15 protein-coding genes and 1 other RNA gene are annotated in these 15746 nt (G+C 45.4%); 7 read left to right on the forward strand and 9 right to left on the reverse strand.

The window, feature by feature from the left end:
* Positions 1-40 precede the first annotated feature (40 nt).
* The 3 genes from pepF to MHH25_RS10425 all read right to left on the reverse strand — a co-directional run bounded on the left by pepF (position 41) and on the right by MHH25_RS10425 (position 2467).
* Positions 41-1831: an oligoendopeptidase F gene (gene pepF / locus MHH25_RS10415; RefSeq protein WP_076318715.1), complete on the reverse strand. Its 1791-nt coding sequence runs from the start codon at positions 1829-1831 to the stop codon at positions 41-43.
* A 213-nt stretch (positions 1832-2044) separates the two neighbouring features.
* Positions 2045-2230, reverse strand: coding sequence for a hypothetical protein (locus MHH25_RS10420; RefSeq protein WP_036609669.1), 186 nt, complete (start codon positions 2228-2230; stop codon positions 2045-2047).
* A gap of 3 nt (positions 2231-2233) precedes the next feature.
* The gene (locus MHH25_RS10425) at positions 2234-2467 is read right to left on the reverse strand and encodes a hypothetical protein (protein ID WP_017689395.1); all 234 of its coding nucleotides are present in this window, start codon (positions 2465-2467) and stop codon (positions 2234-2236) included.
* Between the two features lie 162 nt (positions 2468-2629).
* On the opposite strand from MHH25_RS10425, the gene MHH25_RS10430 reads away from it, so the two are divergent.
* Positions 2630-2827, forward strand: coding sequence for a cold shock domain-containing protein (locus MHH25_RS10430; RefSeq protein ID WP_017689394.1), 198 nt, complete (start codon positions 2630-2632; stop codon positions 2825-2827).
* Between the two features lie 156 nt (positions 2828-2983).
* Here the strand turns inward: MHH25_RS10430 and MHH25_RS10435 are convergent, their stop codons facing one another.
* Complete coding sequence (locus MHH25_RS10435) at positions 2984-4156, reverse strand: MFS transporter (RefSeq protein ID WP_036670134.1); 1173 nt, start codon at positions 4154-4156, stop codon at positions 2984-2986.
* Between the two features lie 40 nt (positions 4157-4196).
* On the reverse strand, positions 4197-5537 hold the full coding sequence (locus tag MHH25_RS10440; protein ID WP_047842380.1) for a multi antimicrobial extrusion protein MatE: 1341 nt from the start codon (positions 5535-5537) through the stop codon (positions 4197-4199).
* 179 nt (positions 5538-5716) lie between these two features.
* Here MHH25_RS10440 and MHH25_RS10445 point away from each other — a divergent pair, with 179 nt between their 5' ends.
* Together MHH25_RS10445 and pfkA are read left to right on the forward strand one after the other, a co-directional pair.
* Complete coding sequence (locus MHH25_RS10445) at positions 5717-6796, forward strand: tetraprenyl-beta-curcumene synthase family protein (protein ID WP_017689390.1); 1080 nt, start codon at positions 5717-5719, stop codon at positions 6794-6796.
* Positions 6797-6849: 53 nt separating this feature from the next.
* Complete coding sequence (gene pfkA / locus MHH25_RS10450; RefSeq protein ID WP_036609663.1) at positions 6850-7821, forward strand: 6-phosphofructokinase; 972 nt, start codon at positions 6850-6852, stop codon at positions 7819-7821.
* Positions 7822-7908: 87 nt separating this feature from the next.
* On the opposite strand, the gene MHH25_RS10455 is transcribed toward pfkA, so the two are convergent.
* The 4 genes from MHH25_RS10455 to MHH25_RS10470 all read right to left on the reverse strand — a co-directional run bounded on the left by MHH25_RS10455 (position 7909) and on the right by MHH25_RS10470 (position 11996).
* Entirely contained in the window at positions 7909-9261 is a 1353-nt protein-coding gene (locus tag MHH25_RS10455) for an MATE family efflux transporter (protein WP_340020484.1), read from the reverse strand.
* 205 nt (positions 9262-9466) lie between these two features.
* Positions 9467-10648 carry a putative glycoside hydrolase gene (locus tag MHH25_RS10460; RefSeq protein ID WP_340019945.1) on the reverse strand — a complete coding sequence of 394 codons (1182 nt, stop codon included), beginning with the start codon at positions 10646-10648 and terminating at the stop codon, positions 9467-9469.
* Positions 10649-10811: 163 nt separating this feature from the next.
* A complete protein-coding gene (locus tag MHH25_RS10465) occupies positions 10812-11000 on the reverse strand; it encodes a hypothetical protein (protein WP_029880762.1) in 189 nt (62 codons plus the stop codon).
* 174 nt (positions 11001-11174) lie between these two features.
* The gene (locus MHH25_RS10470) at positions 11175-11996 is read right to left on the reverse strand and encodes a YitT family protein (RefSeq protein WP_036609659.1); all 822 of its coding nucleotides are present in this window, start codon (positions 11994-11996) and stop codon (positions 11175-11177) included.
* Between the two features lie 305 nt (positions 11997-12301).
* Here MHH25_RS10470 and MHH25_RS10475 point away from each other — a divergent pair, with 305 nt between their 5' ends.
* From MHH25_RS10475 to MHH25_RS10490, 4 genes are all read left to right on the forward strand, one after another.
* The gene (locus tag MHH25_RS10475; protein ID WP_047842381.1) at positions 12302-13897 is read left to right on the forward strand and encodes a DEAD/DEAH box helicase; all 1596 of its coding nucleotides are present in this window, start codon (positions 12302-12304) and stop codon (positions 13895-13897) included.
* Between the two features lie 218 nt (positions 13898-14115).
* Positions 14116-14928 carry a DUF624 domain-containing protein gene (locus tag MHH25_RS10480; RefSeq protein WP_036609655.1) on the forward strand — a complete coding sequence of 271 codons (813 nt, stop codon included), beginning with the start codon at positions 14116-14118 and terminating at the stop codon, positions 14926-14928.
* A gap of 51 nt (positions 14929-14979) precedes the next feature.
* Positions 14980-15171: non-coding RNA, 6S RNA (gene ssrS, locus MHH25_RS10485), on the forward strand.
* Between the two features lie 182 nt (positions 15172-15353).
* Complete coding sequence (locus tag MHH25_RS10490; protein ID WP_017689382.1) at positions 15354-15746, forward strand: DUF1499 domain-containing protein; 393 nt, start codon at positions 15354-15356, stop codon at positions 15744-15746.

Genomic DNA, 15746 nt, shown 5'->3' on the forward strand with positions numbered 1-15746 from the left:
CCGAAAGGGCAAGGGATGCAGGTCACATGGAAAGACAACCTTATTTGGTTAGTTGCTCCATCTGTTCAATCAGTTCCTTGAAGACACTCATAGCTTCACGAATTGGCTGTGGTGTAGACATATCCACACCTGCTTTTTTCAGAATGTTGATGGAGTAATCACTGCCACCGCTCTTCAGGAAGCCAAGATATCGGTCAACAGCCGGTTGGCCTTCTTCCAGGATTTGCTTGGAAAAGCTTGTTGCTGCGGAGAAGCCTGTAGCATATTTGTAAACGTAGAAGCTGTTATAGAAGTGGGGAATACGAGCCCATTCCATTTCAATTTCTTTGTCGACAGCCATGCCTTCTCCGTGATATTTAACGTTCAGATCATAATAGATCTCGGATAACAATTGTGGTGTTAATGCGTCACCTTGTTCCGCACGTTCATGAATAATTTTCTCGAATTCAGCAAACATGGTCTGACGGAATACCGTTGTACGGAATTGGTCGGCATAATAGGTCAACAGATACAATTTTTCCTTTGGATCTGTTGATTTGTTAAGCAGATAATCCATCAGCAACGCTTCGTTGGTTGTGGATGCAACCTCAGCCAGGAAGATGGTGTACTGTGCATCACGATACGGAAGTGTTGTATCCGAGTAATGTGAATGCAGAGCGTGACCCATTTCATGTGCGAGTGTGAACATACTGTTCAGGTTATCTTTGTGATTCAACAAGACATACGGGTGAGTGCCGTAAGCGCCCCAGGCATATGCGCCTGAACGTTTATTTTCATTCTCATATATATCGATCCAGCGGTTATCATATCCAGTCTGCAATGCGTCAGCATAGTCCTTGCCGAGTGGTTTCAGACCGTCTTTAACCGTTTGTTTCGCTTCCTCATAGGTAATATCCATTTTGTATTCGTCTACGAGTGGAGCGAACAGATCGTACATGTGCAATTGATCCACACCCAGCAACTTTTTGCGCAGGTCCATATAACGATGCAATAACGGAAGGCTCTCGTGAATGGTGTCTACCAGATTGGTATACACATCCGTTGGGATGTTATCTCCATATAGGGACATTTCCATCACGGAAGGGTACTTCCGAACATTAGCATAGAACATATTTTTGGTTACATTTGCATTCAAGGCAGCCGCAATTGTGTTCTTCTGTTTGGCATAGGTTTCGTATACCGCTTTGAAGGCACGTTCGCGAACTTCACGGTTAGGGTTCTCCAGGAACTGAATGTAGCTGCCGTGTGTCAGCTCAACGTCGTTACCATGTTCATCCTTGATTCTTGGGAACTTGAGATCGGCGTTATTCAGCATGCTGAAGATTGTCTGTGGTGCTTGTGAAAGGTTGCCTACCTGTGCAAGCAAAGCCTCTTCTGCTTGGCTAAGAACGTGGGCTTTTTCGCGTTTCATCTCTTCCAGCGTAAATGTATAAGCAGAAAGTTTTTCGTTCGCAATAAATGCGTCCAACTGATCATCCGGCAGGGAAAGAATCTCCGGTGTGACAAAAGAAAGTGCTTCACCAACCCGTACGCCTAATTTCTGGGCTTTTTGGGACAGGTTTTGATATGTAGGATTCGCTGTGTCTTCATCTTGATGCATACGTGCGTACACAAAGAGGCGTTCTATTTTGAGGCTGATCTCATCTTCGAATTCGAAGCAAGATTTGAGTACATCGGGTTGATTCAGTTTGCCTTGGAATTCGGAGGCCTTCTTGGTCAAAGACGATACTTCTTCATATTCTTGATCCCAGGCTTTCTGATCGGCAAATAAATCTTCCAGTTTCCAGCTATGTTCAGCCGGCACCTCGGAACGTTTCAATAATTGACTCATGGAAATCCCCCTTTGATGATCTGATGAATGTATGGACGAAGCTGCCTTCGTCTCGCTTGCCTGTGCGGAGAGAGACGAAGGAATCAGACTAAGTACCAGGATAACAGATAGCGATTTCTGGTATTTCAACGGCCTTCCTCCTTACGATACGAATAATCTCGTATAGTATGACCTTAGGCACGTTGAAATATTTGAGCATCTGGGTCCCCGTGATTAGGCTCCCATGTTATACAGAAAATAAACGATCAGGAAAAAGGCGAAACAAATGAGCAGGGTAGCAATAAGCGCCATTCCCCGTCTTAATCGATCCGGGATGGAATTGCGTCCCAGAATAAGCACAATACCAAGGGAGAAGGCAAGGATAATGAAGATGACGACATTGCTTGAGTCAAGCTGCATGGGTTAGACCCCTTTGAAGGCAGCCATCAATTGACGCCATTCATCCTCACGGTTCTCAAAATCTGCTTTTGGAAAACGGCGTTCAGCCCAGTGCATTAATGCAGGACGGCTAAGGAATGTATGGCATTCTTCGCCCCACTCTTCCGAAATTTCTCGCAGTACGAGATATTTGCCTTGAACTTCTACGGTCATCATATTCCACTTGTCTGTTTTGTATATTTCATGTTTTTTTATCATAGGTAGTCTCCAAACTAACGGTTTTGGTAAAATGATACCGTACCCTACGATTCAAAGCAAATTTTTTCGACATTTATGGAAAGATAAATTGCAAAATGGAAGCCCATACAGTATAATAAGGGTATTCGCCATAGATGGCGATATTTTTAGGAGGTTTTTCATTTGAAAGGTACAGTTAAATGGTTTAACGCAGAAAAAGGCTATGGCTTTATTTCAGTTGAAGGCGGCGAGGACGTATTCGTACATTTCTCCGCAATCCAAGGAGATGGCTTCAAAACATTGGAAGAAGGTCAAGCGGTAGAATTCGAAATTACTGATGGAAACCGTGGTCCTCAAGCAGCTAACGTAAACAAACTGTAAGAATTTATCCGGCTAACGGACTTCTTATATATTATAAATTTATAGCTGAATATTAAGAACCTAAGCACAGTCCCCCCATGGGAGGCTGTGCTTTTTTTGATTCTAAAATTTTCAGTTTAAATAACGGTTGAATACGATGGAAGTTTCCCTGTGTGTTCAGGAGACACGATTGGTCATGCTGGACCATAACTTCAATCCGAAACCGATCAGTGCAGCCAGGGAGAAAGCCATAGCGGTGAGATAGAAGGTTTGTCTGCCTGCATGTTCCAGCAGCAGTCCGCCCAACGTTCCGCTAAGAAGTCCCGAAGCACTGGACCAGACAATGGTGAACAAAGCCATACCTGTAGCTCTGTAGCCGTCCGGAACTAGGCGAATGATGTAGCGGACCGCCGTAACGTAGAAAATACCAAAGGTTACACTGTGCATCGTCTGAATCGCAACAACAGCTGCAGGTGTATCGGAGACGGACATGAGAAGCAAACGAACCGTATACATCAGTGCAGCAAAAGCAATTAGCGGCAGTTCTTTATAACGGTTTCCATACTTGCTGAGCAGTAGAAATATGGGGATTTCACTTACGGAAGAGATCAGCAAAGACCAGCCGATCAGCCCCTCACTGGCACCCAGATCTTTTAGCGTGATGGTAAGGAATGCTTCGTTCATGCGATGTCCCATGGCAAGCAAAAATACACAGCCAAAAAAAGTGAGCACATCTCTGCGTTTCAAAATAGCCCATAACCCCGATAGGTCCATTTTGCTACTGCTCCCCGAAGGTTGATCCTTCAGTTGAAAACTGATCAATAGTGTAGTTGCAGCAAGACCAACGCAGACCCAAATCGTCCATGCTGGACCAAAAGATCCAAGGAAATACCCGATACTTAATGCAAAGAAGGCATAACCGATCGATCCGAAGACTCGAATGGAAGTGAAATTTCGGCCGTACTTGCTGGCCGTTGTAATAGCCATCGTATCGGAGAGTGGATAGACCGGATAATAGAAAAAGTAAAACAGGGTCACGAGTACAAATACCTGACCAAAAGTTGTCGCATTGGCGAGCATGATTCCTGTGATCAATTGACCACCAAGCAGAATGATCATCACTTTGCGTACCGTTTGGTAGCGGTCGCTGGCCATGCTCCAGAACATATTGGAGAACACAGAGATGAGGGGGCCAATTCCGTAGAGATATCCAATCTCAGCCCGACTGAAGCCCAGATGACTGAAGTAAAGCTGGAAGTAGGATACCACCAGGACGGTGGAACCAAAGATGGTGAACATGAGAGCCCGCAGCCAGTTCTGGTCCGGGCGGGCGTTGTGACTTAATTTCATGATGAGAGACTCCAATCCTGATAACAATTCAATGATTTTATTACCCTTTCAGGGATGTTGATTTACGGGCTCTAGGCACGGACATCGTAGGTTCTTGCTTCGTGCGCCGGATGACAAGCCAGACAATGATAAGTTCGGCGAGCAGGCCAAGGGATTGGGCTACAGCGCCAATCATGCCGTTCCACGCAGGAAAAATACTAACCAGTATAAGCAGCACAATCACCGTGCAGATTGCATTCGCCGTTTGCGAACGAAACATCGTTTTTGTCTGACCGCGAAGCAGAATGAGGCCATTGCTGAAATCCAGAAAAGGGAAGATCAGTGGAAATAAGACGAACGCACGCAGTGTCCACAGACTTTGTTGCAAAAGTTCGCCCTGAACGCTCATGACATTTTCGAGTACCCATGGTCCCAAGGGGGTATAGGCAATCGACACCATCATCGCAAACGGAATAAATCCGGTGACAAGTGCAAATTTTCGTACCAATTTGGCGTCCACAAGGTAGAAATTCAGCACGATCTGATGGATGTATGTAAAGAAGCTTAGCATCAACTGCATCAGACTGCTTGCTATGGCAAAGGATGAAATGGCTAGTGCGATCCCGGTCGTTTTGCCAAGTACGATGTTAATAACCGGTCCTATGAACAGCGCTACAAAGCTGGATAAAAGCAGTGGCTTATAAAAGCGAAATACGTCTCCCTTGCTCTCGACGGGATGATCCTCAAGCTTGGCTGGCATCTTGCGCTTGATGCTGTTACCCTCCAGAAAGCTGACAAGCGCTTCAATCATCATGCCAGTAGCAAAAATGATAGCGCCTACACGTCCACTGTCAATGCTGTCTGTGTATATGAAATAGAGGGATAGGCCGTACATTCCGGCTAAACGGAATACCATCCCGATGGTTAACCACTTGGTGCGGTTATTCGTAATGATGATCCCCTGATAGATGTTGCGGATCACTGAAAAGATACTTACATACATGAGAATTTCATATACGTCGATGACTTTGTTCAGCAGATCCGGACTTACACCAAACAAGTATTTGAACACCCCGGTACCAACGGGAGAGTATACGATAAGAAACCCAATGAGAAGCACACAGGCAAGAAATATTTTGGTCACAAACGTGAGGGCCTGAAAGGAAAGGCGATCGCGGACCAGTGCGGAACAGGTTTGCCGCAGCAGGGTGGAGGGGCGTTCCGTGAGGGTTAACAAGCTACCGGCGATGGCATAGCTGGCAATAACCGTCTCGGGATGAGCGGAACGTGCTAATGTGCTGTTTATGATGACGTGAGAAATGGTGACGAGAGAGGCGGAAATGCCAAGTGGCACAAAAAAAGAAAATAACCGTCTCCACGAAAGTGATTCACTTGACGACATGTCAACGACTCCTTTGATGGATGAAATATGCCTAGTATATCACAAAGCTTTGGGCGCGGATGCGATTTTTTATGCGGAATATACGGCAGATCATTTGTACAATTAAGGGGATCATATTATAATAGGAATGGTTAAAAATCGCTCTAATACGTATTCAACCAAGTGGAGGCACATTTATTTTGAGCCAATCAAATCGAAAACGTCATCAATATCCGCGTGGACCGCTGGCATTGATGAGAGGGGTGTACAAATACACCATTCCGGAAACACGGAAGGCACTGAATGGATGGCGTGCTCAAGCTGAGGCGATTCCGAATGAGGAGTTGCGTACACAGGCACTTGCCAGTCTGAAGGATAAACAGTTTCACTGTGAAGGCGGAACCGTCTACGCATTGGCTGATTTGCCCAACAGGCACATTCTGATTCCGCTGATCGTTTCATATCAAACTATTAGTGATTATTTGGACAATCTGTGCGACCGCAGCACGTCGATGGACCCGGATGACTTTCGTCTTCTCCATCAATCCATGCTTGATGCGGTAGATCCCGAAGCAATTCCCGTCAATTATTATGCCCTCCGTGAGGAGCAGGATGACGGTGGATATCTGCGGAATCTGGTGACAACATGTCAGGAACTGACCCGTCAGTTACCAGGCTATACGTCCGCCAAGCCCCAAATTCAGGATCTGGCAGGCCTATACACGGACCTGCAGGTATATAAGCATATCAAGCCGGAACTGAGAGAAACGGCACTGCTCGAATGGTGGTCGGAGCATCGTCATCGCACACCTCAGTTTCGTTGGAACGAATTTGCTGCTGCAACTGGCTCTACACTGGGCGTTTTCATGCTGTTTCTGGCTGCGAGTGACGATCAGTTGACTGAAGAGCAAGCGGCCTCGATCCACACGGCCTATTTCCCACATGTATGCGCATTGCACATTATGCTCGATTATTTAATTGATCAGGATGAGGACCGCATCGGGGGAGATCTCAACTTCTGCAACTATTATGAGAATGTGGAGACAATGCTGGACCGAATTGCTTTTATTGTGGAGATGGCACGCAGCGATGTGCAGAAGATTCCGGGAAGCTCCTTTCACCGGATGATCATCGAAGGACTGATTGCCATTTACCTGTCTGATCCCAAAGTTAGCGAACAACAGGAAGTTCGCGTTGTATCCAAACGTCTGCTGAAAAATAGTCCGATCACAAGAATATTTTTCTTCATTTTCAGTCGCTGGATACGGAAAAATATGTAAGTCAGGTGTGATATTGCGGAGCCTGAAGTGAAACTAGAGGAGGAAGAAACATCATGACAGCAGTAAAGAAAATCGCAGTATTAACGAGCGGTGGTGATTCACAGGGGATGAACGCGGCTGTTCGTGCGGTTGTTCGCAGCGGACTGTTTCACGGTCTCGAAGTATTTGGAGTTCAACGTGGATACCAGGGTCTTTTGAATAATGACATTTTCCCAATGGATTTGCGGAGTGTAGGGGATATCATCCAACGTGGGGGAACGGTTCTTCAATCGGCACGTTGCAAGGAGTTCTATACCGCTGAAGGTCAGCAAAAAGGTGCGGACATTCTGCGTGCGCGTGGCATTGACGGTCTGGTTGTTATCGGTGGGGATGGTTCCTACAACGGAGCAAACAAACTCAGCAAGCTGGGCATTAACACCATGGGTCTGCCAGGAACGATTGATAACGATGTTTCATTCACCGACTATACCATCGGATTTGATACAGCTGTAAGCATAGTAGTTGATGCAGTAAACAAATTGCGTGATACGATGTCTTCACACGAACGTTCTTCCATCGTTGAAGTTATGGGTCGTCACTGTGGAGATATCGCTCTGCATGCCGGACTTGCTTCGGGTGCTGAAACGATTCTTGTCCCAGAAGTTCCGTTTGACATGGACGAAGTAGCAGATCGGATGAAAGCTAACTTTGCACACGGCAAACGTCACAGTATTATTATCGTTGCTGAGGGCGTGGGCAAGGGTGAAGATGTAGCAAAAGAACTGATGGAACGTTGCCCAACGTATGAGCCGCGTGTAACCGTTCTGGGTCACATTCAGCGTGGGGGTACGCCAACACCTTTCGACCGTAACTTGGCAAGCCGTCTTGGCGACTTCGCTGTTCGCAGTCTGATTGCAGGCGAGACAGACAAAGGTTGTGGCATTATCAAGGGTGAACTTACCCTGACGGATATTGATAAAGTGGTTAACACAAAAAAAGATTTCGATATGGTGACTTACGAGCTTGCACAACGTTTGTCCCAATAATTCGATTCATAAGCAAAGAGCACAATCCCGCATTGACGAGGATTGTGCTCTTTTTGTTGTTTTCCAAAGTAAGTAAGTGTTCCGATGTTACGCCTTGCGGAGTGCGGCTTGTTTTTGTACCAGGAAGAGTCTCCAGAGAAGCGCTGTTGCTCCTACAGCAAGGCCGGCAATGAGGCCGATCCAGTATCCGAAGGCACCGAGTGAAGTATACGTAGCAGTTAGATAACCTACAGGCAACCCAATAATCCAATACGCTATGAACGTAATGATCAGTGCCGGATTAACATCTTTGTAGCCACGCAATGCTCCTTGGGTCGGTGTAGCAATCGCATCCGAGATCTGAAAGAAAATGGCGTAGATGAGGAAATGCTGCGTAAGTGCAATGACCTCTCGATCGTTTGAATACACGCCTGCAATCTGTTCGCCGAACACAATCAACACGATCGCTGTCAGCAGTGAGAGCCCGATGGCTCCACCAATTCCAAGCAGACTGTATTGTCTGGCATCTCTCAGACGCCCCGCACCTGCTTCATAGCCCACAAGGATCGTAAGAGCCATACATATGCTCACAGGCAACATGTAGAGCGTAGAAGCGAAATTCAGCGCCGCCTGGTGGGCAGCAATGGTTGTGGTATCGAAACGGCTCATCATTAAAGTCACAGCAGCGAAGATGGACGTTTCGAAAAAAGTCGCAAATCCGATGGGCACTCCAATCTGGAGTAACTCTTTCCATTTGGAGAATGAGACACGGGTCCATTGACGGAAAATGCCATACTGGGCGAAAGGTTCGACCCGATGGACAAAAAAGAGACTAATAAGAAAGATCAGCCAGTATGTACATGCTGTAGCAACACCAGCACCAACACCGCCTAATTGTGGAAAACCCCAGCGGCCGAATATTAGCAGATAATTTAGAAAGATGTTAACGGGCAGGGAAACCAACGTAATGAACATCGTAGTCCGTGTCTGGCCAAGTGCATCCATGAAGCTGCGCAGCACTGTATATCCGAAGAGCGGAATAATGCCAAAAGCGAGTGCGCACAAAAAATAGAAGGCGACTTGGGCAACCCTGGGCTCCAGAGGCATTCCGTTCAGTATAGGGCCAAGTAACAACGCCCCGGCTCCGATAACGACGAGACTGACTGCAATCCCGAGATACAGCGCCTGGATGACGTTATACCCAATCTGATCATTACGTTTGGAACCTAACAGATGGGAAACGACAGGTGTAATAACGATCAGAATCCCGCTTAGTCCAGTTTGAACTGGCATCCACAGACTTGTGCCAATCGCGACGCCTGCAAGGTCGGCCGGAGAAAACTTGCCTGACATATTCGTGTCGAAGAACGACATGGCAGAGAGGGCGATTTGAGTGGTGAAGATGGGCAAAAATATAATCAGGAATTGCTTCACTTTTTGGGAAAAACTTGTTGTGTTCATGTTCACTGGCAGTGCCTCGCTATTCTGAAGAGATGTCATCCAAGTGTCATATCTGGACAGCTATTTATTGTAGTGGATTTTGATCAATTTGAATAGGGACAGAAAGCAGAGTAGGGGTGTACAGAGAAAAATGAACACCAAAAAACCTCGCTCCGCTTCAAGCAGAACGAGGTTGGATGAAATGAGAAGTATGAAAGAGTGCGGATTACTTATATTGTACACCTGATGTATAACGGTTGGACGCATTCCAGAGCAGATATTCATGCACATCCATGTCTTTCATCGCTCGAATCTGGTCTTCCACTTGTTTCTTGCCATACTTGACATAATGCCCACTGCCCAGCCAGCTTGCTGTGAAGTCCTGGATCCACGGACGAATGACAGGTTTGAGTTCTTTGGTAGGGTCCAGTTTCTTGTGTGTATCTTCCATTGAACCCTTGATGGTTGTGTAAGGATCTTTGTCAGGGTCCTTGACCCCATACCAGCCAGTAGAATAGTGACTAGGGTATACCATCGGTGAGATGACATCCACATTTTCGGATATTTTAACAAAATCCTGTCCAATGCCTTCAGCCGCAGGTACAGAAGCGGCATAACCGAAAATATCAACCGAGACACGAACACCTAGCGGGGCCAACTCCTTGCGTGCATATTGCACGAATTCAGCCACAACATCGACGCGTGACTTGTCAGATTTGGTATATTTCAGTACATCGGCTCGAGTTTCGAAACCTTCCGGGAAACGAACGTAGTCAAATTGAATCTCTTTAAATCCAAGCTTGGCAGCTTCCTTTGCAATCTCAATGTTATAGTCCCATACTTCCTTGCTGTACGGATTCACAAAGCTGTCGCCTTTGCCATTTGCCCATACAGATCCATCCTTGTTGCGGAAGGAGAGCTCCGGATTTTTCTTGGCAAGAATCGTATCTTTGAATACAACGACACGTGCAATCGGGTAGACCTCATGTTTTTGCAATCGTTTCATCAAGGCATCGATATCCCGGATAAAAGGTTGCGATTTACCCATTTTCTGAAGCGCTTTGTTTTCTGTGGGATAAGTTATGTATCCGAGATCGTCTTTGATATCAATGACCATGGCATTCAGTTCTGTACTGTCGGTCAGTTCCAGCAATTCTTTCATACGTGCACCGCCGGCACTGTAGGCCGTTACATAGATACCTTTGACCACGGGTGCATCAGGTTGAGGATCAATTTTGGCAGGTGGGTTATCGGCATCAATAACAACCTGATCTTTTTGAGATTGGATAATTGCGGTGTTAAAACTGTTGGTTAACGATTGGAATTGAGGATTTCCCTGGTCCGCCACTGCGGGGACACCACCAAAGCTTCCAAAGGCCATAGCCATTAAAGCCCAAAACATGTTCATTCATTTCCACTCCCTTATGTGTGCATTCCATGTATGAATTATACATTAAAGCCTCTGGGCTTTTAACCATATTAATCAAGTAATGAAACACATGGAAAAAATGAAAACCGCTTCCTGCTGAGGAAATCCCCTGCAAGAAGCGGCGTGATCAATCTGAAAAAAATTATTGAATGTAAATCTCATTTTGATGCTCACAAATACTGTACTGAATGATTTCCATTGCGTCTCCCTGTTCCAGGATGCCCAGCCCATCCCGGAGGACAATCAGTGAGTCGAGTTCATTCGGTTTCAAGAAAGGGAGCATTTCCGGGCACCATCTGTTGACAATCTCAAACAGTTTTACCGTTTCCATATCCACAATAATCACCCTTTCCTACTCGAATTCCAAAATGGTAAGTCATTCGGCGCGATTCGGGAAAGCATATGGCCTGTGAAATTGAAGGGTTGAACCTGCTATACAACATATTTAGGAGCCGTACACCGTTATTATACCACAATGTTGTGAATTGTTAACCGTACAGGTGTCTCAACTTCTGCGAAATGAACCCATAACACCAACCGTTTCCACAATGTTAACAAAAGCGTTTGGATCTGTATCCTTGATAATACGTTTAATTTCAACCAACTCGTAGCGGGTGGTGACGGTCATGAGCATGTCCTTCTCAATATCCGTGTAGGCTCCCTGAGTCTTAATTTTGGTAACTCCACGAGGCCGAACAAGTAATTTTTTTAACATGGCTTCGGTTTCGTTTGTAATAATGTACAGTGTTACTTTGACGTGACTGATATGGATCAGATCAAGCACTTTGCCTGTAATGTAGATGGATACCATCGAGGCCAAGGCTGTATTCCAATTGTCACTCAGGTATCCTGCAAGCATAATGATCGTACCGTTCATACCGGCCATTACTGTACCAATCGGAAAGTCTCGTTTACGCGTGAAAATGGACCCAACAATGTCGAGTCCTCCTGTGGAGCCGCCCACTCGGAAGGAAACGCCAGTGCCCATTCCAATAAGCACACCGCCAAATACAGAACTAAGTAAAGGGTCTGTAGCCACAGCAAAAACAGGCAGAAGCGCAATGAACCAGGAAGTGGCTGCTACCGAAAGAATACTTAATGTAATGAAGCGTCGTCCAAGAATAAACCAACCTGCAATGAGCAGGGGAATGTTAAGAACAAAATACATTATACTAAGATTCAACGTTGTAAAATAACCCAGAAGCATTGAAATACCGGACACCCCGCCGCTTAAAAGCTGATGGGGGACCAAAAACCAGTTGAAGCCGCAGGCAATAGCTGCAGCACCCAAAATGATCACTAAAGAGTGCCAAATTATTTTGGGCAATTTAATCACCTCATTTATATTTAAAACCAGATTGCTGGTAATCTTGAATTGTTTTGTGATATAATAATTTGTGGATATTCTTGAGTAGGAAACTTTTCCTAAATGGAGCAATAAAATTTTGAAATGTTTCAAACACATGTATGTAGTTTTAGTCTTATGTTGGGGACCCATTCATGGAATTATATTCGTTAGTGAAAATAATTCGTCCCGTTGGGATACCCTATAAATATTAACGCTACTTAAGAATACAGACAACAAAGTGGATTGTCCACCATGTCCACCATATAAAAGGAGCATGAATAATTTTGACAAATTTAAACTTTACAGATTTCAATCTTGAACCACTGGTGCTGCAAGCCATCACTGAGCTCGGGTTTGAAGAAGCAACACCGATCCAATCCAAAGCGATTCCTTTGGCACTCGAAGGCAGAGATTTGATTGGTCAAGCTCAAACAGGTACGGGTAAAACAGCTGCATTCGGTATTCCGTTGATCAGCAAAATCTCAAAAAGTGACGAGAAAATCCGCGCCCTTATTATGGCACCTACACGTGAACTTGCAATTCAAGTTGCTGAAGAGATCGAAAAACTCACTCGCTTCAAAGGTCTTCGCTCCCTGCCAATCTACGGCGGACAAGATATCGTGCGTCAAATCCGTGCACTGAAAAGAAAACCACAGATCATCATTGGTACACCTGGACGTCTCCTTGACCACATCAACCGCAAAACAATCAAACTAGATGATGTACAAACTGTTGTACTGGATGAAGCAGATGAAATGCTCGACATGGGTTTCATGGAGGATATCCAATCCATCCTGAAACAAGTTCCAGACGAGCGCCAAACTATGCTGTTCTCAGCAACAATGCCTCCTAACATTCAAAAATTGGCACAACAATTCTTGAACAATCCTGAACACATTTCTGTGATTCCGAAACATGTTAGTGCACCATTGATTGACCAATCCTATATCGAAGTACCTGAGCGTCAAAAATTCGAAGCATTGAGCCGTTTGTTGGATATGGAATCTCCTGAACTGGCGATCGTATTCGGACGTACAAAACGTCGTGTTGACGAATTGGCTGAAGCTTTGCAAAAACGTGGATATTCTGCAGACGGTCTTCATGGTGACTTGTCCCAGAATCAACGTGATGCGGTAATGCGTAAGTTCCGTGACGGCAGCATTGACGTACTCGTTGCAACAGACGTGGCTGCACGTGGTCTCGACGTATCTGGCGTAACTCACGTTGTTAACTTTGACCTTCCGCAAGATCCGGAGAGCTATGTTCACCGTATCGGTCGTACAGGTCGTGCGGGTAAAGAGGGTGCTGCTTGGTCCTTCGTTACACCGCGTGAGATTGATCACTTGCACTTCATCGAGCGTGTAACACGTCACCGTATTCCACGCAAACCACTGCCAACAATGGCAGAAGCGGTTGAAGGTAAACAACGTTTGACAGCAGAGCGCTTGCTGGAAATCGTACAATCAGGCGAACTGAACGAATACAAAGGTATTGCGATTCAAATGCTTGAGCAATATGATTCTGTTCAACTGTTGTCGGCTGCACTGAAGCTCCTGACAGGTGACAAGAAAGATGCTCAAGTTGATCTGACTCCTGAAGATCCAATCCGTGCAAAACGTCGTAAACCGGATGTTCGCTCTGGCGGACGTAAACCATCCGGTTACAGCGGTAACCGCACAAGTGGTAGCGGCGGCAGTGGTGGTGGTTACAACCGCGATCGCAACAGCAGTGGCAGCGGACGTGGCGGTTACAACCGTGATCGTAACAGCGGCAGCAGCACTGGCGGTGGAAGCAGAGAAGGTGGTTACAATCGTGACCGCAAACCGCGTCCAAGCAGTAACGAAGGACGTCGTCCAGCGAAAGATTCTTCTTTCGAGTAATATAAACGTATGATCTGAAAAATGGAGCGGGCAACTGCTCCATTTTTTTATTTTCAAAGTGACTGCATCATTTTATTTCACTGCCAGAAGCGGCCAGAAGCGCTTGCTAAGGACAATGACGATCTCTTTTCGGGAAGTACTGGCTTTTCCTATCTATAATAAGGTATATTAATATTAGACTTCAGGTAATTCGCAAGGCTGCAGAGGAGGAGAAATGTTTGGAATTTAAAGGAGCTATGGGTGGGATCTACCGGCTTACAGAGTGGATTACGAGACTGGCCGCAACCAATCTGTTGTGGGCTATTTGTTCGTCTCCGTTCTTGTTTTTCTTGATTATGAAACTGCTCGTGATGCAGCAGAACCTCGCAAACGAATCATTGCAAATGAACTGGGCTATAGCTATTGTGGCACCGCTTACACTGTTCCCGGCGACTTCGGCGCTGTTTACGGTTGTTCGTAAATGGAATATGGGCGATACGGATGTACCGATCTTCCGTACTTTCTTTGTAGGTTACAAGGAAAACTACAAGCAAAGTTTAATTGGGGGTATTTTTTACACACTGCTATTCGCGATTATGTATCTGGATTATACAGTGTACATGACGCAGTTCCGCAATATGCAGCTCGTGGGAATCATTATGTTAGTACTGCTGCTCTTGTTATTTGTATCACTCTTTAACTTTTTCTCGATGGTTGTACATTATCATATGTCCATCGGACTCATTATCAAAAACGCGGTATTGCTTACGCTGATCAGACCATTCCGTGTATTTTCCACATTGCTGGGAAGTGGATTGCTGTTCTACATCGGTTTCCGTTATCCGGTCTTGTTTGTTTTCTTCATTATCAGCATCATTGCCTGGTTTGCTTTCTTTAACTTCTACGCAACCTTTAACAAGATGCAGGAGCAGATGGAGAAGATGCAACTCAAGAAGGAAGAAGAGGAAGCTGCTGCGCTGGCTGAACAATCAGCAGAGAATGGTGAAACACCTGAGCCATCAGACGACAAAAACATTACATTGCAAAAATAAAACATGATGAATCGCCATTTACTTTTTACACAGTTAGGGATATAATAATTGTACATCCTGCGATGTACGTTTCGGTTATTCGTTGTTTTGAACCAATGATGATGTCTTCGGGAGATCAACACAGAATGTTGCTGAAAAGCCCTGTCTATACGACATGGGGACTTCAAAAAGCATTTTTGCGGTCACCCACCTGCCAAGCAGGTTCATAAGACAATGTAGCCGGACGGCATAGGCGGGTTCCTAAATCTTCATGTACAGCACCCTGACTTTTCCTCTACAAAAGGAATTTCAGGGTGTTTTTAAGTTGTGATGAATGTTTTTGATTGGTTTTATGATAAATATGATGCTTGCCCTTTTGTTACTACTTGAACAATGTTACACTAAGATACATAAATGGAACGGTTACAATCAAAGGAGGAAGGGTCTTGACCTTAAAGAGAACGCTCGTCGGTATCATCCGCAGCATGGAGGGGACCAGCGATCGAGCCAAGGATCCCAAATTAAAAACACGGTATTATAACTTATCCAAAGACAGAGCCTGGGAAGAGGTCTCTTCGACACTCAAAAAGATTCCGGGTTATAAAGTGCTGCATGAAGTGCCTTCTGTTGGAGAAGTTATTCTGGAGAAGCGGACTACCTTTGGACGGACGATGGATATTACAGTTTCCATTATCTCAGTAAGTCCTGTTCGCAGTGCGGTGGATATGTATTCAGCTTCACGTGGTTCACTTGGAGACTTGGGTTCCAATTATCGCACGATTATGAACTTATTCTCTGTACTGGATAAAAAGCTAAGCAAGTATAAAGCAAATGATTGA

The organism is Paenibacillus sp. FSL H3-0457 (assembly GCF_037981725.1).
GTDB lineage: Bacteria > Bacillota > Bacilli > Paenibacillales > Paenibacillaceae > Paenibacillus > Paenibacillus amylolyticus.